This window comes from Arthrobacter russicus, from assembly GCF_031454135.1.
Classification (GTDB): domain Bacteria; phylum Actinomycetota; class Actinomycetes; order Actinomycetales; family Micrococcaceae; genus Renibacterium; species Renibacterium russicum.
In genome coordinates, this window is the sequence record NZ_JAVDQF010000001.1 from 2,033,601 (window position 1) to 2,052,812 (window position 19,212).

At 64.5% G+C, this 19,212-nt stretch carries 17 protein-coding genes; 13 read left to right on the top strand and 4 right to left on the bottom strand.

Features of this window, described 5'->3' with window-relative positions; all coding sequences use genetic code 11:
• Nucleotides 1-15 precede the first annotated feature (15 nt).
• The 3 genes from JOE69_RS09525 to JOE69_RS09535 all read left to right on the top strand — a co-directional run bounded on the left by JOE69_RS09525 (nt 16) and on the right by JOE69_RS09535 (nt 2,515).
• A complete protein-coding gene (locus JOE69_RS09525) occupies nt 16-984 on the top strand; it encodes a bile acid:sodium symporter family protein (RefSeq protein WP_309798151.1) in 969 nt (322 codons plus the stop codon).
• A 198-nt stretch (nt 985-1,182) separates the two neighbouring features.
• Complete coding sequence (locus JOE69_RS09530) at nt 1,183-1,941, top strand: S1 family peptidase (RefSeq protein ID WP_296362634.1); 759 nt, start codon at nt 1,183-1,185, stop codon at nt 1,939-1,941.
• 124 nt (nt 1,942-2,065) lie between these two features.
• The gene (locus JOE69_RS09535) at nt 2,066-2,515 is read left to right on the top strand and encodes a Dps family protein (RefSeq protein WP_309798156.1); all 450 of its coding nucleotides are present in this window, start codon (nt 2,066-2,068) and stop codon (nt 2,513-2,515) included.
• Here JOE69_RS09535 and JOE69_RS09540 read toward each other — a convergent pair.
• Together JOE69_RS09540 and JOE69_RS09545 are read right to left on the bottom strand one after the other, a co-directional pair.
• The gene (locus tag JOE69_RS09540; RefSeq protein WP_309798159.1) at nt 2,512-3,186 is read right to left on the bottom strand and encodes a LysR substrate-binding domain-containing protein; all 675 of its coding nucleotides are present in this window, start codon (nt 3,184-3,186) and stop codon (nt 2,512-2,514) included. The genes JOE69_RS09535 and JOE69_RS09540 overlap by 4 nt on opposite strands.
• 55 nt (nt 3,187-3,241) lie before the next feature.
• Complete coding sequence (locus tag JOE69_RS09545; RefSeq protein WP_309798161.1) at nt 3,242-3,634, bottom strand: VOC family protein; 393 nt, start codon at nt 3,632-3,634, stop codon at nt 3,242-3,244.
• Nucleotides 3,635-3,760: 126 nt separating this feature from the next.
• Between JOE69_RS09545 and imuA' the strand changes: the two genes are divergently transcribed.
• The 4 genes from imuA' to JOE69_RS09565 all read left to right on the top strand — a co-directional run bounded on the left by imuA' (nt 3,761) and on the right by JOE69_RS09565 (nt 11,115).
• Nucleotides 3,761-4,495: a DnaE2-dependent mutagenesis accessory factor ImuA' gene (gene imuA', locus JOE69_RS09550; protein ID WP_309798163.1), complete on the top strand. Its 735-nt coding sequence runs from the start codon at nt 3,761-3,763 to the stop codon at nt 4,493-4,495.
• Nucleotides 4,492-6,084: a DNA polymerase Y family protein gene (locus JOE69_RS09555; protein ID WP_309798165.1), complete on the top strand. Its 1,593-nt coding sequence runs from the start codon at nt 4,492-4,494 to the stop codon at nt 6,082-6,084. The genes imuA' and JOE69_RS09555 overlap by 4 nt, the downstream gene beginning before the upstream one ends.
• 38 nt (nt 6,085-6,122) lie before the next feature.
• Entirely contained in the window at nt 6,123-9,554 is a 3,432-nt protein-coding gene (locus JOE69_RS09560; protein WP_309798167.1) for an error-prone DNA polymerase, read from the top strand.
• An 88-nt stretch (nt 9,555-9,642) separates the two neighbouring features.
• Nucleotides 9,643-11,115, top strand: a complete 1,473-nt coding sequence (locus JOE69_RS09565) for a mannitol dehydrogenase family protein (protein ID WP_309798169.1) — start codon at nt 9,643-9,645, stop codon at nt 11,113-11,115.
• Between the two features lie 37 nt (nt 11,116-11,152).
• On the opposite strand, the gene xylB is transcribed toward JOE69_RS09565, so the two are convergent.
• Both xylB and JOE69_RS09575 read right to left on the bottom strand, forming a co-directional pair.
• A complete protein-coding gene (gene xylB, locus JOE69_RS09570) occupies nt 11,153-12,556 on the bottom strand; it encodes a xylulokinase (RefSeq protein WP_309798170.1) in 1,404 nt (467 codons plus the stop codon).
• A gap of 2 nt (nt 12,557-12,558) precedes the next feature.
• A complete protein-coding gene (locus JOE69_RS09575; RefSeq protein WP_309798172.1) occupies nt 12,559-13,554 on the bottom strand; it encodes a sugar-binding transcriptional regulator in 996 nt (331 codons plus the stop codon).
• 175 nt (nt 13,555-13,729) lie between these two features.
• Here JOE69_RS09575 and JOE69_RS09580 point away from each other — a divergent pair, with 175 nt between their 5' ends.
• The 6 genes from JOE69_RS09580 (at nt 13,730) to JOE69_RS09605 (ending at nt 19,150) form a co-directional block, all read left to right on the top strand.
• Complete coding sequence (locus JOE69_RS09580; protein WP_309798175.1) at nt 13,730-15,115, top strand: ABC transporter substrate-binding protein; 1,386 nt, start codon at nt 13,730-13,732, stop codon at nt 15,113-15,115.
• On the top strand, nt 15,112-16,071 hold the full coding sequence (locus tag JOE69_RS09585; protein ID WP_296362616.1) for a carbohydrate ABC transporter permease: 960 nt from the start codon (nt 15,112-15,114) through the stop codon (nt 16,069-16,071). The genes JOE69_RS09580 and JOE69_RS09585 overlap by 4 nt, the downstream gene beginning before the upstream one ends.
• Nucleotides 16,068-16,940: a carbohydrate ABC transporter permease gene (locus JOE69_RS09590; RefSeq protein ID WP_374709693.1), complete on the top strand. Its 873-nt coding sequence runs from the start codon at nt 16,068-16,070 to the stop codon at nt 16,938-16,940. The genes JOE69_RS09585 and JOE69_RS09590 overlap by 4 nt, the downstream gene beginning before the upstream one ends.
• 950 nt (nt 16,941-17,890) lie before the next feature.
• A complete protein-coding gene (locus JOE69_RS09595; protein ID WP_296362611.1) occupies nt 17,891-18,562 on the top strand; it encodes a TetR family transcriptional regulator in 672 nt (223 codons plus the stop codon).
• A 51-nt stretch (nt 18,563-18,613) separates the two neighbouring features.
• Nucleotides 18,614-18,913, top strand: coding sequence for a metal-sensitive transcriptional regulator (locus JOE69_RS09600; protein ID WP_296362609.1), 300 nt, complete (start codon nt 18,614-18,616; stop codon nt 18,911-18,913).
• Between the two features lie 6 nt (nt 18,914-18,919).
• Nucleotides 18,920-19,150, top strand: a complete 231-nt coding sequence (locus JOE69_RS09605) for a heavy-metal-associated domain-containing protein (RefSeq protein ID WP_309798178.1) — start codon at nt 18,920-18,922, stop codon at nt 19,148-19,150.
• The last annotated feature ends 62 nt before the right edge of the window (nt 19,151-19,212 follow it).

Consider the following 19,212-nt stretch of genomic DNA (forward strand, 5'->3'; position numbering starts at 1 on the left):
TGAAAACATAGGCGAATGCCTGAAGCAACGACCGCCCCGAATGCCGAAGTCCGCGAACAACGCCGCGCCCGGATCGCGGTGACGGTCTTCCCGCTGCTGGTCGTCCTGGCCGGAGTGCTCGGGTTCCTGCTCCCGGGCGCTTTCACCCCGATCGCGCCGGCGGTGCCCTATCTGCTCGGTGCGGTGATGTTCTGCATGGGGCTGACCCTGACCCCGCCGGACTTCGCCTCGGTGGTCCGCCGGCCCTGGGCGGTGGCACTCGGCCTGGTGGCGCATTACGTGATCATGCCCGGTGCCGGCTGGCTGATCGCCACGGTACTGCAGTTGGACCCGATGCTGGCTGCCGGGGTGATCCTGGTCGGCTGCGCGCCGAGCGGCACCGCCTCGAACGTGATGGCCTACCTGGCCAAAGGCGATGTCGCATTGTCGGTGGCGGTGGCCACGGTCTCCACCTTGGTGGCACCGCTGGTCACCCCGGCCCTGATGCTGCTGCTCGCCGGCTCGTTCCTGAACATCAACGCCGGCTCAATGATGCTGGACATTGCGATCACGGTGCTCTTGCCGGTGATCGCCGGGCTGCTCGTGCGGCTCTTCCTGAAGCGGTTCGTCGCCGCAGTCCTGCCGGCCCTGCCCTGGCTTTCCGCCTTGGTGATCTCGCTCATCGTGGCGGTCGTGGTGGCCGGCAGTGCAGCGAAACTGGCCAGCGCCGCAGCCGTGGTTTTCCTCGCCGTCGTGCTGCACAACGGCTTCGGCCTGAGCCTGGGCTACCTGGCCGGCAAACTCGGCGGCCTGGACGCCAAGGCCCGCCGGGCCCTGGCCTTCGAAGTCGGCATGCAGAACTCAGGGTTGGCCTCGGCCTTGGCCACCGCGCATTTCTCTCCACTGGCCGCACTGCCGGCCGCCGTGTTCTCGGTCTGGCACAACGTTTCCGGAGCCGTCGTGGCGGCCTTCATGGCCCGGCGGCCGCTACCGGACACGCACTGACCCCAAGCCCGGGGTTCGCCGGATGCACAGGTTTCCGGATGCACAGGCCAATCCAGGTTGCAGTCAGGGAAAACCCAGTCATCTTCCAGAGTTTTTGGATCTGGTTGAAAGGGTTAGAGTCCACCCATTAGCCCTGGAACCGGCCATGGGGAAGCAGAGTTGCTGTGCCATCGCCGGTTCCTCAGCGAAGGAATCATTGTGAACATCAAACGCCTGCTCGCCGGCACCGCGCTGGCCGCAACCCTTCTCGTCCCCGTGGGCGCCGCCCACGCCGCGCCGGTCACCGACGGCGGCACGGTTTCCCCGCGGATCGGCGGTGGAGCCTACGTCGACATCTCGGCCGCCCCCTATGCCGCCCAGATCTCGTTCGACAGCACCGGGACCGACATCCGCTGCACCGGAAGCCAGATCTCCGCCGAGTGGGTGATCACCGCGAAACACTGCAACAGTTCGTCCTTGAAGTCAGTCCGCTTCGATGCGACAAACCAAGGCTCCGGCGGCACCGTGCGCACGGTGGCCGCCCGCTACCCTTCGCCGACGAACAACGACGTGCTGCTGCTCAAGCTCTCCTCGGCGCACGTGGGCACATACATCGGGCTCGCCAGCAGCTTCCCGGCGACCGGGAGCGCCGCCAAGGTCTTCGGCTGGGGCGATGAAACCGAAGGCGCGAACACCGGATCGCCGCAGTTGAAGACTGCCGATGTGAAAGTCCTGGGCAAAGGCAAAGACACCTACAACGGCGTGAGCGTGACCACCCAATCGCAGAGCGGGCACACGCTCAGCGGGGATTCCGGCGGGCCGCTGGTGGTCAATGGGAAATTGGTCGGCGTGCTCTCCACCTCGAGCATCCTGCCGAAACCGAACCCTTCGGATTTCACCCGTTACCGCAATGACCACGCCTCGATCTCGGAAAACCTGAGCTGGATCACCAAGACCTCGGGCGTCGCGGGATCCTAAGCGGCAGTTGCGGGTCTGCCGGCGGTGCGATCGGCCGCATCGCCGGCGGATCGGGTTGAACCTGTCGGCGCTCGGGCATACTCTCGAAGGGCAAGAACCTCTCCGAGCGAAAAGGAGCATCCGCATGCAAGCCTCTGAAACCCTGAGTGCGAACCTGCAAACCGTCCTCGTCGATCTGATCGAACTGCACCTCCAGGGAAAACAAGCCCACTGGAACATCGTCGGCAAGAACTTCCGCGATCTGCACCTGCAACTCGATGAGGTCATCGCCGAAGCGCGTGAATTCTCCGACACTATCGCGGAACGGATGCGTGCCCTGCACGCGGTCCCGGACGGCCGGACGGCCACGGTTGCCGCGAGCACCTCGCTGCCCGCCTTCCCGTCTGGGCTGGTGGATACCAGCAAGGCGGTGGACTTGGTGGTCGAGCGTTTGGACGCCGTCGCGGCGACCGTGCGCCGGGTGCACGACGCCGTCGATGCTGAAGACCCCACCTCGGCAGACCTGTTGCATGCGATCACAGAGAAGGTCGAGCAATACGCCTGGATGGTCGGCGCTGAAAATATGAGCGCTTAACGGCGTTTGCCCGGCCGGCGTCGGGCTTGGTTCTGCGGTTTACGCTTGGCTGCCGTCGAAGACTGCCTGGCTGGCGGCTTGCGCGCCGGCTGCTTCGGAACCGGCACCGCTTGGGCGTCCCGGGAGCTGTTCGCGGTCCGGCCACGCACGATCCCGATGAATTCCTCGAGTTCGGGCTCCTCGCGTTCTTGCCGCCAGGCGATGCCCACCGGGTACTCCGGAGCATCGGTGACCGGACGGAACCGGAGTTCCTTGCGGTTGAAATGCCGCGCTTCGGACTGCGGCAAGAGATAGAGGCCGACGCCGGCAGCCACCAGATCGAGCAACGCTTCGGTGCCGCTGTGCCCCGGGACGCTGCTTGCATCGAGCATGGTCTCCTCGGCCAGGTCCGCGAGCAGCAACTCGTCGAAAACCGTCGCCGCATGGTCTTTGGGCGCGATCACCACCGCGGTTTCGAGGTAGAGCGGGATCAGGTGGAGCCCGTCTTTGAACCCGGGCAGATCCGCCGGCGGGCGCACGAAACACAGATCCGCCCGACCGTCGAACAGCACCTCGCGCTGCTCTTCGACGCGCACCGGAACCGCTTCGATCGGCGTCCGGGGATGCCGCTCGACCCAGCGCCGGAACCATTTGTCCGGGCTGACTCCGGGGACGAAAGCGACGCGCAGCATCTTGCCAGCCTAATGCCTCCGGGTTGCAACCTAACCTAGGCCGGACCAGCGGGCCTCAGAGCTCGCAGAGGCAGACGACGTGCCCATCGGCATCGCGGAGCACCGCCATCCGCTCCCCCCAGGGCTGTGCCGCCGGCGGGTCGATGACTGCGCCGCCGAGCGCAATCCAACGCCGCACCACGGCGTCCAGTCCGGTTATCCCGAAGCCGATCGACACCGCGGCGTCGCTGGCCGCACTCGGCCGCTGGTGGAGCAGCAACTCCACCCCGTCGCCGGTTTCCAACCAGACGAAATCCCCGGACCGGCGGCGCACCGGGAGTCCCAATAGATCGCGGTAGAAAACCAGTGCCGGGTCCAGCCGGGCAACCGAGACGATCAAACGTGCGATGCCGGCCGGCCGGGTGCTGGCTGCCGGAGTGCCCGGCGGCTCATCAGGCAATGCGTCCATGGCGACCATTCTGTTGCAATTGACAGGTATCTGTCAATTGCATTTCTGTCAGTACGGCCTGCTGGAATGGAAGATCTACCGGTCATCCCGATTGACTTATTAGAAAATATATTCGAACATGGATTCATGACCTCGATAGCACGTTCGGAGTATTTTCCCGGTACGACACGCCGGGACAACACGCTATCCGTCGTGCCGCAGATCCATGATTTGCGCACCAAGATCAAACAGCTGGAAAAGTCCGGACTCGGCAGCCGTTTGCTTCCCACCTACCCGGCGCTCGGCCGGCTGCTCCCCCACGGGGGCTTGCAGCGCGGAGCCACCTACAGCGTTGCCGAATCCAGCACCCTGGCAATGGCGATGCTGGCCGGGCCTTCGGCCGCGGGAGCTTGGTGCGCCGTACTCGGAATGCCGGAATTCGGCATCGAAGCAGCAGCCCAGCTGGGCATCGATTTGGCCCGGCTGGTCCTGGTCCCCGAACCCGGGGACCAATGGCTCACGGTCTCCGCAGCCCTGGTCGACGTCGTCGGAGTACTCCTGCTCCGCGCCCCCGGCTCGGTTTCCAGCAGCCAAGCCGCGCGGCTCTCCGCCCGGATCAGGCAACGCGGATGCGTCGTGGTCGCCATGCGGGCTTGGCCACAGGCCGAGGCGGAACTGCGCCTCGGCGAAGAACGCTGGGACGGGCTCGGCGAAGGCTACGGAGTGCTGAACGGACGGGCCATGGCCGTGTCGGCCCATTGGCGCAGCGGGCAGGTCCGGCAGGGCGAGCTGCGAATCAACGCAGACCGCAACCCGGCCGACCGGCCCGATCAGCCTGCGGCGCCGGAACAGCTCGAGTTGCAAACTGCGGTGAACGCATGATCGACGCGACCCGGGCCATGGTGCTCCAGTTTCCGGACTGGTCGGCTGCCGCCGCGGTCAACGAATACGGTGCCGAGCCCGCCGGTCCGATTGCCCTGATCCATCAAGGACAAGTTTTCGCTTGCTCCGCAGCCGCCCGCAGCTCCGGCGTGAAGACCGGCCTGCGATTGCGCGAAGCCCAGTCCCGATGCCCGGCGCTGCAGGTCTTCCCCTACGACCCAGTGGTGGACAAACGGGCGTTCGAGCCCATCATCGCCGCGGTGGAGCAGATCATGCCCGGTGTGCAGTTGCTCGATCCCGGCAGCTGCGCGATACGCGCCAAAGGGCCGGCCCGCTATTTCGGCAGTGAGCACCACGCGGCCGAGGTGCTTTTGCGCAGTGTGGAAGCCCTCGCCGCAGCATCCGGAAGAATCGGCATCGCGGATGGCATTTTCGCCGCAGAACAGGCCGCCCGGCGCACCGACCGGGTACGCATCATCCAGCCCGGCGCCTCGGCGCAATTCCTGGCCAGCATCAGTCTCGACGCCTTGCAGCAACCCGCGCTGACCATCCTGCTGGAGAATCTGGGTCTGAAGACCTTGGGGGACTTCGCCGCACTGGCTCCGCTGAACGTGCGCAACCGCTTCGGGCCCGACGGCGCCCAGGCACACCTGTTGGCCCGCGGCCTCGACCCGCGCGGCGTGGTGCCACGTGCCCCGGCGGTCCGCCTGGACGTCGCACTCGACTTCGAACCACCGCTGGAGCGTGTGGACCAGGTGGCGTTCGCGTTCAAGACTTCGGCCGAGCGCTTCATCGACGGACTCACCGAAGCCGGCTTGGTCTGCACTGAGCTACGGGTACAGGTGCACGACGACTCCGGCGGACATGCCGAGCGGGTGTGGAAGCACCCCCGGTTTTTCGATGCCGACGACGTTCTGGACCGGGTCCGCTGGCAGCTCCAGGGCGATGCCGGCCACGCCCCTGGCAAACAGCAGTTCGGTTCCGGAATCAGCAGCCTCCGGATCAGCCCGGAGAAAACGGACAGCATCAGCCACCATGGCCAGGGGCTCTGGGGGAACGGACCGGAGGAACAAGTCCACCATGGCCTCTCCCGGGTCCAGAGCATGCTCGGCCACGGTGCGGTGCTCACTGCGGCGCTCACCGGCGGCCGGATGCTGGCCCGGCGCAGGGTGCTCATCCCCTGGGGCGATTCACCCGAAAAGCCCTTGTCCGAACTGGCCGCAGACCACCGCAAACCCTGGCCGGGCGCGCTTCCCGGCCCGGCACCGGCGACCTTGTTCCGCGAGCCGCCCGAAGTCCAGGTGGCAGATCGGCACAATGCGGCAATCCAGGTCGATGAACGCCTGCAACTTTCTGCCGAACCTGCGTTCTTCACGCCTCCGGCAACGGACGCCGCGGAGTTCGAAAGCAAGCTCTCCGGCGTACCCCGGCTGGTCAAGGCCTGGGCCGGTCCTTGGCCGGTCCACGAACGTTGGTGGGAGCCCGCCGGCGAATGCCTGTACCGTTTCCAAGTCCTGGACAGCGCGAACGCGGCGTGGTTGCTCCTGCTCAAAGACGGCCGGTGGTCTGCGGAGGCCCGTTATGACTGAAGCGCCGAGCCCCGCAGCGGATACCGCGAGGACCTGCCATGGGCTGGCATAACCCGCCCATGCACTGGGCCGACTTCAACCGGGCGCTCTCCGGCAAAGCCGGCCCGGAACCGGAGGCGAAACCCCGGATCGACGATTCGCCCACCAGTCGGAAACGCGAACGGCCGGCATCCGCACCAGTACCGCCGCCGGCCGGACCGGTCGCGCCTTACGCCGAGTTGCACGCGCATTCGAACTTCAGCTTCCTGGACGGAGCTTCCACACCCCGGGCACTGGTCCGGGAAGCCGCCAGGCTCGGGCTGCACGGCCTCGCGTTGACCGATCACGACGGCTTCTACGGCGCCGCCCAGCTGGCCGAGGCAGCAGAGGATTACCCGGAGTTGCGCACCGTTTATGGAGCCGAGCTGTCGCTCGGACTGAGCAAACCGCAGAATGGCGAGGCCGATCCGGAAGGCGACCATTTGCTGATCCTGGCCCGCGGCACCTCCGGTTACCATCGGCTTTCCGGCGCGATCACGCAGGGCCAGCTGGCCCACGGCGCGGAAAAAGGCCGCCCGGTCTACGACCTCGAAGCGCTTGCCGGCCAAGCCGGCGGCGACTGGTTCGTGCTCACCGGCTGCCGCAAGGGCGCAGTCCGGCGCGCGCTTGCCGAAGATTTGCGCAACGACGACGATGGCCGGGCCGCACAACGCGAGCTGGGCCGGCTCGCCGACCTCTTCGGCCAAGACCGGGTTCTGGTCGAACTCTACGACCACGGCAACCCGCAGGACAGCGGGCACAACGACCTCTTGGACCGGCTTGCCAGCCGGAATGGTTTCGCCACGATCGCCAGCAACAACGTGCATTACGCGACTCCCGCAGAACACCGGGTAGCCGCAGCACTCGCCGCGGTCCGGGCCCGCCGTTCGCTCGCCGACATGGACGGCTGGCTGCCGGCCGGGCCGCAGGCATTCCTGCGCAGCGGCGCTGAGATGGCGCAACGCTTCGCCCGGTTCCCGGGCGCCGTCGGGCACACCGTGGAATTGGCCGACGAACTGGCCTTCCCGCTGATCAAAGCCAAACCCCGGCTGCCGAAACTCCCCTTGCCGGACGGGCATACCCAGATGAGCCACCTGCGCGAAGAAACCTGGAAAGGCGCCGCCCTCCGGTATCCGGAATTGACCGAAAAACAGCGAACCCGGATCGAAAAAGAACTCGACGTGATCGAGCAGAAAGACTTCCCGGGCTACTTCCTGATCGTCAAAGAGCTCGTGGATTTCGCCAGGGAAAAAGGAATCCTCTGCCAGGGCCGGGGCTCGGCAGCCAGCTCCGCGGTCTGTTACGTGCTGGGCATCACCGCGATCGACCCGATTTTCTACGATTTGCCGTTCGAGCGCTTTTTGAACGTGACCCGGGACGAAGAGCCGGATATCGACGTCGATTTCGACGCCCGACGCCGCGAAGAAGTGATCCAACACGTCTACGACACCTACGGCCGGCGCAATGCCGCCCTGGTCAGCAATGTGGTCAGCTATCGGCCGAAGTTCGCGGTCCGGGACATGGCCAAAGCCCTGGGCTACTCCCCGGGCCAGCAGGACGCCTGGTCGAAACAGCTGGAAAACCCCTACGGCCAACTGCCCGGAGCCAAACCGGAGAACGACATTCCGGCCGAAGTGATGGATCTGGCCGAGCAGATTTCGAAATTCCCGCGGCACCTGGGCATCCACCCCGGCGGCATGGTGCTCACCGATCAGCCGGTCAGCGAAATCTGTCCGATCGAAAATGCCCGGATGGACAAACGCACGGTCCTGCAATGGGACAAGGACGATTGCGCCTATATGGGCCTGGTGAAGTTCGACCTGCTCGGCCTGGGCATGCTCGCCGCCCTGCAGTACTGCTTCGAGATGGTCAAAGAATCCTGCGGCGAAGAGTGGACCTTGGCGACTCTGCCGAAAGAGGAACCCGCGGTCTACGACCAGCTCTGCCTGGCCGATTCGATCGGCGTCTTCCAAGTGGAAAGCCGGGCCCAAATCGGCATGCTGCCTCGGCTCAAACCGCGTGAGTTCTACGACCTGGTGGTCGAAGTGGCCCTGGTCCGGCCCGGGCCGATCCAGGGCGGAGCGGTACATCCTTATATGCGCCGCCGAGCCGGAACCGAAGCAGAAACCTATGCCCATCCCAATTTGGTTCCGGTGCTCAAGCGCACCCTCGGGGTGCCGGTTTTCCAGGAACAGCTCATGCAGATGGCGGTTGCCGTGGGGAACTGCGATGCCCAGGACGCCGATCTGCTGCGCCGGGCCATGGGTTCGAAACGCGGTGAGGAGAAGATCGAATCGATCCGGGAGAAACTCTTCGCCGGGATGGCGAAGAACGGCATCGACCCGGAAACCGCACGGGGGATCTACGGCCAGATTTCCGCTTTCGCCAGTTTCGGCTTCGCGGAAAGCCATGCGCTCAGCTTCGCTTTGCTGGTCTATGCGAGCGCCTGGCTGCGATTGCATTACCCGGCGGCCTTCCTGGCGGCCTTGTTGCGCGCCCAGCCGATGGGCTTCTACTCCGCCCGGACCCTGGTGGAAGACGCCCAGCGGCACGGCGTTGAAGTCCGCGAACCGGATGTGCTGCGCTCCGGGGCGGACGCCATGCTGGAGCCGAAGGATCCAGCTGCTCAGCCGCAGCCCCGGGCAGCGTCCGGACTGGGGTCCTGTCTGCGCGAAAAGCATGACAAAGTCGAGGATTTCGACCCGGGAACGGACTTCGATTTCGCCGCCCATCGCCGGGATCCCGGCTTCGTGGTGCGACTGGGCTTGACCAGCATCAAAGCGATCGGCAAAGAGCTGGCCGAACGGATCGTGGCCGAACGCGAATCCGGCGGAGACTTCTTGGACTTGGCGGATTTGGCCCGCAGGGTGGAACCGACCGCGGCGCAATTGGAAGCACTCGCGACGGCGGGCGCCCTCGAACCATTGGCCGAAGGCCGCCGCGCCGCACTCTGGGAAGCCGGACCTGCGGCGGCGGAGCGGCAAGACCAATTGCCGGGGACTGCTGCGAACTACCAGGCGCCGATGCTGCCGGCGTTCTCCGAATGGGACAAACTCGTCGCCGATCTGAACAGCACCGGGATTTCGCCGGGCGACCACCCGATGGGCCATCTGCGTCCGGCGTTGAACCGACGAGGAGTGTTGCGTTCCAACGAACTCAAAACTGCGGAGCCCGGCCGGCGAGTCCTGGTCGGCGGAGTGGTCACCCACCGGCAACGGCCCTCGACCGCGAACAACATCACGTTCATCAACCTGGAAGACGAAACCGGGCTGGTCAATGTAGTCTGCTCGCAAGGCGCCTGGAAGCGCTTCCGCCGGATCGTCCGGGAATCCGAGGGCTTGCTGGTCCGCGGCATCCTGGAACGTTCGCCCGAGGGGGTAGTGAATCTCTTGGCGGATCATTTCGAGCCCTTGGAGCTGATGGTTCCGATGAAATCGCGGGATTTCCAATAGCCGTCCACCGCCTGCACATTTGATAAATCTTCAGTGCTCATATGATACGGTTTGTGAAAACTGACCCTTCACGCCAAGGACGGCCGCCATGGTGAACCTGAATTCTGCCGCACTGGCAGACCTCCCCCCAGCACTGGCAGTACCGGAATACGACCGTTCCGCCTTGCGCACCGGCATCGTGCATTTCGGCGTGGGCGGCTTCCACCGGGCGCACCAGGCAATGTACCTGGACCGGCTGATGAACCGCGGCGAGGCCCTGGATTGGGCGATCTGCGGAGTCGGCGTGCTGCCGCACGATGCCAAGATGGCCCAAGTCATGAAAGACCAGGACTGCCTCTACACCTTGTTGCTGAAGAATCCGGACGGCACGCGCGAGGCCCGGGTCATCGGCTCGATCACCGAATACTTGTTCGCCCCGGAAGACCCGGAAAAAGTCCTGGCGAAACTCGCCTCACCGGAAATCCGAATCGTCTCGCTCACCGTGACCGAGGGGGGCTACAACTTCCACCACGTCACCGGGGAGTTCGACGCGGAGAACCCGGATGTGCAGCACGACCTGCAGCCCGGGGCCCTGCCGAAAACCACTTTCGGCTTCGTCGTCGCGGCTTTGGCACGCCGCCGGGAACTCGGCATCGGGCCTTTCACCGTGATGTCCTGCGACAACATCCAAGGCAACGGCGACGTGGCCCGAAAGATGTTCACCGCTTTCGCCGAATTGAAAGACCCGGAACTGGCCGCCTGGATGCGGGCGGAAGTGCCCTTCCCCAATTCGATGGTGGACCGGATCACCCCGGTGACCACGGACGAAGACCGGACCGCGATCACTGCGGATTTCGGCATCACCGACGAATGGCCGGTGGTTTGCGAACCTTTCGAACAATGGGTGCTCGAAGACCACTTCGCCGACGGCCGCCCGCCGCTGCAGGACGCCGGCGTGCAACTGGTGGACGACGTCGAGCCCTATGAACTGATGAAACTGCGCTTGCTCAACGCCAGCCATCAGGCGATCGGTTACCTCGGCTACCTCGCCGGGTACCGGTACGCGCACGAAGTATGCCAGGATCCCGAATTCGTCGAGTTCTTGACCGGGTACATGGACCGCGAAGCCACACCGACGCTTTCCCCGGTGCCCGGGATCGACCTGCCCGCGTACAAGCGCACCCTGATCAGCCGCTTCTCCAACGAATACGTCCGGGACACCCTGGCCAGGTTGTGCGCGGAAAGCTCGGACCGGATCCCCAAATGGCTGGTGCCGGTGATTCGGATCAACCTGGCCCGGGGCGGCGACATCGAACGCAGCGCGGCGGTTGTGGCTGCCTGGGCCAGGTACGCCGAAGGCCTCGACGAACAGGGAGCACCGATCGAGGTCGTGGATGCGCTCAAGGACCGGCTGATGTCCGCTGCCGCCCGGCAACGGGAAGAGAAATTGGCTTTCCTCAGCGATCGTGAGGTTTTCGGCGACTTGGTGGACGACGCGCGGTTCGTCGCCGCGTACCGCACCGCGCTGGACAGCCTGCACGAACACGGCGCCCGGGCCACGGTACGGAGCCTGCTGGGCTGAACGCCGACCCGCGGTCAGGGTGCGAGGTGGCGCAGGGTCACACCCCGTAGCTTGCCTTGCGTGCTTCCGCATAGCGGCCGCGCAGTTCGGGACCCCACTCGCCGGAAGGCTCGAACCGCTCTTCGATCCGACGCTGCCACACCGGCAACTCACCGGTTGCCGCCCAAACCGCTTGTTTGGCAGCACCCAGGGCGACATATTCCGCCGGAGCCGGGACTTCCACCGGAACGCCCAGTACCGGGGCCGCAGCCTGGCGCAACGCCTTCGACTTGGCACCGCCACCGATCAGCAGCACCCGACGCACCGGAATTCCTCCGGCTTTGATCCGGGCCACCCCGTCCGCGAGCGAATTGAGCACCCCGAGCACCGAGGCCCGGGCCAGGTTCTCCGCGGTCATCGAAGCCCGACTCAGCCCGAGCAGGGTCCCGCGCGCTTCCGGCAGGTTCGGCGTCCGCTCGCCATCCAGGTAGGGCAGCAGCAGCATGCCGTCGGCATCCGCAGCGCCGGCCAATGCCAGCTCATCGAGCTCGGCCAGGGAAACCCGCAACAGCTTCGCGGCAGCGCTCATGATCCGTGCGGAATTGATCATCGCCAACAACGGCAGATACTGCCCGGTGGCATCGGCGAAACCGGCGATCTGCCCGGACGGATCGATCGGCGGCGTTGCCGCACTGGTGAACACGGTTCCCGACGTGCCCACCGAAACCACCACATCGCCCGGTTCGATGCCCAAGCCGAGCGCCGCAGCCGCGTTGTCGCCGGCACCGGCGCCGAGCACCGCGGTCGGCAAGCCCCACTCGTCGATCAAGCGGCCGGCCGACTGGTCTGGCCGGAGCACCTCGGGCAGGTCGGGTACCGCGCCGAAGAAGCGCTGCAGGTATTCCGGCAGATAGGAATTGCTGACCGGGCTGAAATAGCCGGTGCCGGAAGCATCGCTGCGGTCCGTGCTGAAGCTTCCGGCCAACTGCAGGTTGAGCCAATCGTGCGGCAAGCAGACGCGTCGCACCTGCGACGCCGATTCCGGGTGCCGCTCGGCCAGCCAGGCGAGCTTGGTGAGCGTGAACGAAGGCACCGGAACCACCTGCGCAGTTTCCGCCCAAACCTGCGCGCCGAGCTCGGCCACCATCCGCGCCGATTGCGGTGCGCTGCGGGTGTCGTTCCACAGCAGCGCATCGAAGACCGGACGGTTCCCCCGGTCCAGCGCCACCATTCCGTGTTGCTGCGCCGCCGCCGAAACGCCCAGCACCGATTTCCCGGCATCGGTCACCCGGGCCTGCACCCAGGCCTCACGCAACGCTTCGGTCCATACTCGCGGATCGACCACGGTACCGTCCGGGTGCGCGGCGCTGCCCTGGCTGAGCACCCGCCCGTCGGCCGCGTCCACGGTGAGCACTTTGCAGGACTGGGTCGAGGAATCGATGCCGACCGCGATCTGCGCCATGTTCAGCCCGCCCCGCCGGACAGCCCGGCCCGATCCGGATGCCCCGGCTCCTCGGCCGCATTGGCCCCGCTGGAAAGCGCCGCGGCGAGTTCCTCGTCGGCGACCAGCGTACTGACGATCCCGGCGGCGATCGCGGCCCGCACAGCCGCCGCCCGGGCCGCACCCTGCGCCACCGCGATGACCGCGGGCGTCCGCTTGAGTTGGGCCAGCGTCACCGCCAGAACCCGGCCCTCCAGCTCCGAGCGCACCGACTCGCCGCGGGCGTCGACCAGCCGACCGGAACATTCCGCCACTGCGCCGGCGGCGATCCCGGCTTGCCGCACCAGGTTGTCCACCCGGTCCCAGACCGTGGAAAGCCCGGGGCTCCAGGCACCGATGGCAATCGCTGCGAGATCCAGCGAGTCGGCTTTGGTCAACGCCGTGGAAATTTCAGGTTGCTGCCGCAGCCCGGCCGCAGTTTGCGCACTGTCCACGACCAACGGCGCCCACAATGGCCAGACCTGCCCTTCGGATACCCGGCCCAAGCGCTGGATGAGTTCCAGCGGGTTCGAGTTGCCGGTTCCGGGCAACGCCCCGGCCAATTGGACGACGTCGCATTTGGGCAGCCGCGTGACATGCCGGGCCGCAACGTCCAGTGTGCGCGACCAGGAAACGCCGACCGTCATCCCGGACCGCGTCGCCGCCATCAATTCCGCGGCAACCGCCTGGGCCAACAGATCCCGCTGCAACACCTCATCGTTGTGCGAACGCACCACCACCACCCGGGTGATGCCCAGGCGTTCGGCGAGCCGCGCCGGATCCACGGCTCCCGCCGAGCCCGGGAAGCGCACTTCGATCCGCACGATCCCTTCTTCCCGGGCTTCGTCGAGGTACCTGGCCACCTGGAACCGGGAGATCCCGTAGCGCTGCGCAATGTCCACCTTGGACAGGTTGTCCAGGTAGTACTCCTTGCCGATCAGCGCTAAAAGCTCTTCGTGGTCTGGCTGGATGGCGGTCATGGCTTCCTCTGACGCGGGCGTGGAAGGTGCGACTACTGGATCGTCGCACCGAAATCGCGAATATTTCGGACGAATGAGCAGCAGGTCTTGCTCAAATGAGTATATATGACTAAAGTCACTTAACAAATGAGCTTCAGTGAATACTCATTTGAGCAAGTACAGGGAAGGTAGCCCAATGAAGTTCTCCCCCCGCCCGGCAGCGCAACGCCGTCGCGCCCCCGGCAAGCTCAAGGCCGCGGCAGCCGCCTTGGCAGTCCTCGCGTTGGCCTTGACCGGCTGTTCTGCGAGCGCGGGCGGGAAGACCGACATTGTGGTGGCAATCGTCGCCAATCCCCAGATGAACGATGCGATCTCACTGCAGGACGACTTCCGCAAGGCCTATCCGGACGTGAACGTGAAGTTCGTTTCGCTGCCGGAAAACGAGGCCCGGGCAAAAATCACCGCCTCGGTGGCAACCGGCGGCGGCGAGTTCGACGTCGTGATGATCTCGAACTACGAAACCGAAATGTGGGCCAAAAACGGCTGGATCAGCAACCTCCAGCCTTACGCGGACAAGACTCCGGGCTATGACCCGGATGATTTCATCCCCACGATCAAGGACGCGCTGAGCTACCAGGACAACCTCTACTCGGTCCCGTTCTACGGCGAGTCCTCCTTCGTGGCCTACCGCAAGGACCTCTTCGACAAAGCCGGACTGACCATGCCGGCCAATCCCACCTGGGACGACATCAAAGTGTTCGCGGCGAAGCTCGACGACAAGAAAAACGACTTCGCCGGCGTCTGCCTGCGTGGGCTGGCCGGATGGGGCGAGGTGATGGCGCCCCTGGACACCATGATCAACACTTACGGCGGCCAGTGGTTCGATCAGGATTGGAACGCCAAGCTCGATTCCCCGCAGGTGAAATCCGCAGTCAACGACTACGTTTCACTGCTGAACGCCTACGGACAACCGGGCGCGGCGACCAGCGGTTACGGCGACTGCATCACCCGGTACAGCCAGGGCAAGGCCGCCATGTGGTACGACGCCACAGCCATGGTGTCCTCGGTGGAGGACCCGAAGTCCTCCAAAGTCGCCGGGCAGACCGCTTACGCCCCGGCTCCGGTCAAGAACACCGCTTCCGCTGGCTGGCTGTACAGCTGGTCGCTGGCAATCCCGAACACTTCGAAAAACAAAGACGCCGCCTGGGACTTCATCTCCTGGATGACGAACAAGGACTACATCAAACTGGTCGGCAACCGGATCGGCTGGGAACGGGTGCCGCCAGGCAGCCGTCTGTCCACCTACCAGATTCCGGAATATGCGAAAGTCGCCCAAGCCTACGCAGCACCCACACTCAATGCGATGAACAACGCCTCGCAGGAAAACTCCATGGTGCAGCAAGTGCCCTACCCCGGTCTCCAGTTCGTGGGGATTCCGGAATTCCAGGACCTGGGCACCCAGGTCGCGCAACAGATCTCCGCCGCGATCGCCGGCCAGAAGAGCGTCGAAGACGCCCTGGAACAGGCTCAGCAATACGCCCAAGTGGTCGGCGAGTCCTACCAAACAGGAGTTGGAAAATGACGACGGCGGTCAGGGACCGGTCCGCACGGCACGGCGCGGCCCGAGCAGGCAAACCGGACGAGTCCGGCTTCGAGTATTCCAAAGCCGAAGCCTGGCGGCGGCGGGCGCCCTTGCTGCCGGCTCTGGTGTTCACCATCGTGGTCACCCAGATCCCGTTCCTGCTGACCATTTGGTATTCGCTGCGCAACTGGAACCTGCTCCGCCCGGACAGCGATCAGTTCGTCTTCCTGAAGAACTACGCCGACATCTTTTTGAACTCGACCTTCCGCGGCGCCGCGTTCAACTCGATCCTGATCACCCTGGGCTGCGTCTTCGTCGCAATGATCCTGGGCATCTTCTTGGCGATCCTGCTGGACCGCAGCTTCCGCGGCCGTTCCGTCGTCCGAACCTTGCTGATCACCCCGTTCCTGATCATGCCGGCGGCCTCGGCCACACTGTGGAGCGTCTCGATGCTCAACCCGAGCTTCGGCCTGGTCAACTGGGTCACCTCCCTGGTCGGCATTCCGGCGGTTGACTGGACGTCGAAATACCCGGTGGTATCGATCCTGATCGCCCTGGTCTGGCAGTGGACGCCGTTCATGATGCTCCTGGTGCTCGCCGGCTTGCAGGCGCAGCCGAAAGACGTGCTCGAGGCCGCCCAGATCGACGGTGCCGGCTGGTGGAAGACGTTCGCCTTCGTGACCTTGCCGCAGTTGCGCCGCTACATCGAACTCGGCGTGCTGCTCGGCGCGATCTACGTGGTCAACACCTTCGACCAGATCTATCTGATGACCGCCGGGGGTCCGGGCACAGCCAGTGCCAATCTGCCTTTCTACATCTATCAGCGGGCCTTCCTCGGCTTCGACATCGGCCAGTCCGCAGCCATGGGCGTCGTGACCGTGATCGCCACAATCGTCATCGCAACCTTCGCCCTGCGACTGATCTTCCGCAGCTTCGAGACCAAGGACGCACTATGACCGCCATGCTCCGCACCGGCCAGTCGATCGACCGCGCGGACGGCGCCCGGGCCCGCCGGAAGAAAGTCGGCGCCTCGGCCTTGACCACGCTGACCTGGCTGATTGCCTTGATCTTCTTCGCGCCGGTGCTCTGGATGGTGCTGACCGCGTTCAAGCAGGAATCCGATGCCGCCTCCAGCCCGCCGAAGTTCGTCTTCGAACCCACCTTGGACCAATTCGGTGCGGTATTGAACGCCGGCGCCGGAAGCTACTTCCTGAACTCGTTGCTTGCCACCGGCGTCTCCACGGTGTTGGTGCTCCTGCTCGCGGTGCCGGCGGCTTACGCCTTGAGCATCCGCCCGGTGAAAAAGACCCAGGACGTACTGTTCTTCTTCATTTCCACCAAGATGTTGCCCGTGGTCGCGGTGATCATGCCGATCTACGTGATCGCCGGGCAGCTGAAAGTCTTGGACAGCGTCGGCACGCTGATCGTGCTCTACACCTCGATGAACCTGCCCATCGCGGTCTGGATGATGCGTTCGTTCTTCCAGGAAGTGCCGGCAGAAGTCCTCGAGGCCGCCCAGATGGACGGTGCCGGACTGCTCAAGACGATGCGGACCATCCTGGTTCCGATGGTTGCTCCAGGCTTGGCGGCAACCGCATTGATCTGTGTGATTTTCGCCTGGAACGAGTTCTTCTTCGCCCTCAACCTGACCGCGGCCAATGCCGCCACGGTACCGGTTTTCCTGGTCTCGCAGATGACCAGCGAAGGGTTGTTCCTGGCGAAGCTTTCGGCCGCCTCGGTACTCGCCTCGCTGCCCGTGGTGATCGCCGGCTGGCTGGCGCAGAAACAATTGGTCCGCGGGCTTTCCATGGGCGCGGTCAAATAGGCCCCTGCTAGGCCCTCACAAGCAAGCACGGATCACCGCGCAGCACTCGTCCAAGCGGTGTCTCGGCGCCGGACCGGAAGAAGCGGGCCGTCGAGCTGCTGCGCAACCTGACCCGGGATCTCGGCACCACGATCGTGGTGGTCACCCATGATCAGGGCTCGCCGGAATGACCGATCGGAAATTTTGACTTTCGCAGGGAAAACTCAAAGAGGAAGCCGTCCGGAAACAACACTGACTGCCCACTTCAGCGCAGCGGCAATATGAACAGAACATATAGGACAGACTGTCTCAATTTAGTGTGATAAAAAATTCAAATTTGCTCTTCTCAAGGGTGAACTTGGGCAGTATATTCAGAATGCAGGCCTGCACTGATTGCCCCCGAAAAAATCCCCCTTGAATCACAGGAGCCACAATGCACACTATTGCTGACCTCATTGCGACGCTTTACACCTTCATTGGACCGGCCGTGCACACCATGTCCGAGTTCGTCCTTCGTTTGATCGCCCGCCTCTGGGGCCTGTGATCCTTACGGAATAGCGGTACGGCATGCACTCAGAACGTACTGGGGCAAGCCGACGAAGGGGGTGCAGGCCGGCCGGATTTCCCGCGCCGGCCTGCACCTCTCCTTTTAAATTGGCTTAGTCCCCGCCGATTGGCATGCCAAAAGACCTTTCCATTCAGCAGCGCCGGGATAAATGCGACGTGAATTCCTTCTTGCGCAGTCGATTGTAGATCATTATCAAGATCTACTTACGTATTAAGGATCGGTTATCGTATTTCCCGACCACCGCCACCGGGCAATGCCGGCCATCGACAGTGCACACAGGCAACCAAAACGTAGATCAATTTTCCAATCAATGGATTATTCACATTCCGGCAAGTCCGGGCACGAGCGTATCCTGGCTATGGGGGAAGCAATCAAGGATCGGCCGACCCCGGAGAAAGAGACCATGTCTGAGAACAAGCGAGGACTGACCGGGCGCAGCGTCGGTCGCCCGGCAATAATGTCCCGGGAATCCATCGGCCGGGCCGCGCTGGCCGAGCTGGACGGGATTTCGTCGACCAAAGTCGCCAAGCGCCTCGGCGTCGGGCAGAGCTCGCTGTACCGGCATATCACCGACCGCGCAGACCTGGTCCGGCTCGCCGTCGACTTCGGCCTCACGCAACAGGAATGGCCGGAACCAGGCGACAGTTGGCGGGGCTATTTGCTGGACTTCGCCACGTCGTTCTGGAACTTCCTGGACCGTCACCCCGGAGCCAGCCAAGAGATCAAAATGATGCGGCCGTCCCCGGCAGGCCTGATTTCGGCAGCCACCAAGATCGCGCAGGACCTGATGGGATTCGGATTCAGCGCCGCGGATGCGAACATGGCAGTCGACGTGGTCGGCCATATCACCATGGACACCATGATCTCCGAAGAGATCTTCCGTTCCCGCGATGCGCACGGCGTACTGGTCCGGGACGAACAGCGCGCGGCTTGGTCGGCGCAGGAGGATCCCGTACTGGCCGCGGAAACCCTGCGCGCCATCGACGATGGCATGTACCGACTGCTGCTGGAGCGGACCGAACTGCTGCTGGACGGCTTCGAGTTCCGCCTGAGCAAGGTCCAAAAGGTGAATTAATACCCCCTAGGGGTATTTGACTTATACCCCGATGGGGTATACCTTGGCATCATGTCACACGGCTACAGCGAAGAAAAACAGGCCTATTTGCGACGGCTCCGTCGCGTCGAGGGCCAAGTCCGCGGCATCGCCAAGATGGTCGAGGAAGACAAATACTGCATTGACATCCTGACCCAGATGGCCGCAGTCAACAAAGCCCTGCACGCGGTGAGCATCGGCTTGCTGCAGGAGCACATCGACCACTGCGTCGTCGGCGCTGCCGAAGAATCCGCCCGGACCGGCAACCCGGAAATCGTCAAAGACAAAGTCCAAGAAGCCACCGACGCGATTTCGCGTCTGCTGAGGAGCTAAAGACCCATGAGCAATCACACCACCACCGTTTCCATTTCCGGGATGACCTGCGGGCACTGCGTCAATTCGGTCACCGAGGAGCTCAGCTCGATCGCCGGCGTGGAAAACGTCGACGTCGAGTTGAACGCCGGCGGCATCTCCACAGCCACGATCAGCTCCTCGAGCGAGCTCAGTGACGCCGAAGTCGGCGAAGCCGTCGCCGAAGCGGGATACTTGGTCGTCGCCGACCGGGCCTGATCCGCCAGCTCCACCCCGACCAGCCGAGCGATCGGCAACCCGTTCTCTCGCGCGCCCGAAAT

Excerpts from the sequence above, each read along its gene's own strand:
- JOE69_RS09525 (WP_309798151.1), top strand. The coding sequence starts at position 16 with ATGCCTGAAGCAACGACCGCCCCGAATGCCGAAGTCCGCGAACAACGC.
- JOE69_RS09535 (WP_309798156.1), top strand. The coding sequence starts at position 2,066 with ATGCAAGCCTCTGAAACCCTGAGTGCGAACCTGCAAACCGTCCTCGTC.
- JOE69_RS09540 (WP_309798159.1), bottom strand. The coding sequence starts at position 3,186 with ATGCTGCGCGTCGCTTTCGTCCCCGGAGTCAGCCCGGACAAATGGTTC.
- JOE69_RS09545 (WP_309798161.1), bottom strand. The coding sequence starts at position 3,634 with ATGGACGCATTGCCTGATGAGCCGCCGGGCACTCCGGCAGCCAGCACC.
- imuA' (WP_309798163.1), top strand. The coding sequence starts at position 3,761 with ATGACCTCGATAGCACGTTCGGAGTATTTTCCCGGTACGACACGCCGG.
- JOE69_RS09555 (WP_309798165.1), top strand. The coding sequence starts at position 4,492 with ATGATCGACGCGACCCGGGCCATGGTGCTCCAGTTTCCGGACTGGTCG.
- JOE69_RS09560 (WP_309798167.1), top strand. The coding sequence starts at position 6,123 with ATGGGCTGGCATAACCCGCCCATGCACTGGGCCGACTTCAACCGGGCG.
- JOE69_RS09565 (WP_309798169.1), top strand. The coding sequence starts at position 9,643 with ATGGTGAACCTGAATTCTGCCGCACTGGCAGACCTCCCCCCAGCACTG.
- xylB (WP_309798170.1), bottom strand. The coding sequence starts at position 12,556 with ATGGCGCAGATCGCGGTCGGCATCGATTCCTCGACCCAGTCCTGCAAA.
- JOE69_RS09575 (WP_309798172.1), bottom strand. The coding sequence starts at position 13,554 with ATGACCGCCATCCAGCCAGACCACGAAGAGCTTTTAGCGCTGATCGGC.
- JOE69_RS09580 (WP_309798175.1), top strand. The coding sequence starts at position 13,730 with ATGAAGTTCTCCCCCCGCCCGGCAGCGCAACGCCGTCGCGCCCCCGGC.
- JOE69_RS09585 (WP_296362616.1), top strand. The coding sequence starts at position 15,112 with ATGACGACGGCGGTCAGGGACCGGTCCGCACGGCACGGCGCGGCCCGA.
- JOE69_RS09590 (WP_374709693.1), top strand. The coding sequence starts at position 16,068 with ATGACCGCCATGCTCCGCACCGGCCAGTCGATCGACCGCGCGGACGGC.
- JOE69_RS09595 (WP_296362611.1), top strand. The coding sequence starts at position 17,891 with ATGTCTGAGAACAAGCGAGGACTGACCGGGCGCAGCGTCGGTCGCCCG.
- JOE69_RS09600 (WP_296362609.1), top strand. The coding sequence starts at position 18,614 with ATGTCACACGGCTACAGCGAAGAAAAACAGGCCTATTTGCGACGGCTC.
- JOE69_RS09605 (WP_309798178.1), top strand. The coding sequence starts at position 18,920 with ATGAGCAATCACACCACCACCGTTTCCATTTCCGGGATGACCTGCGGG.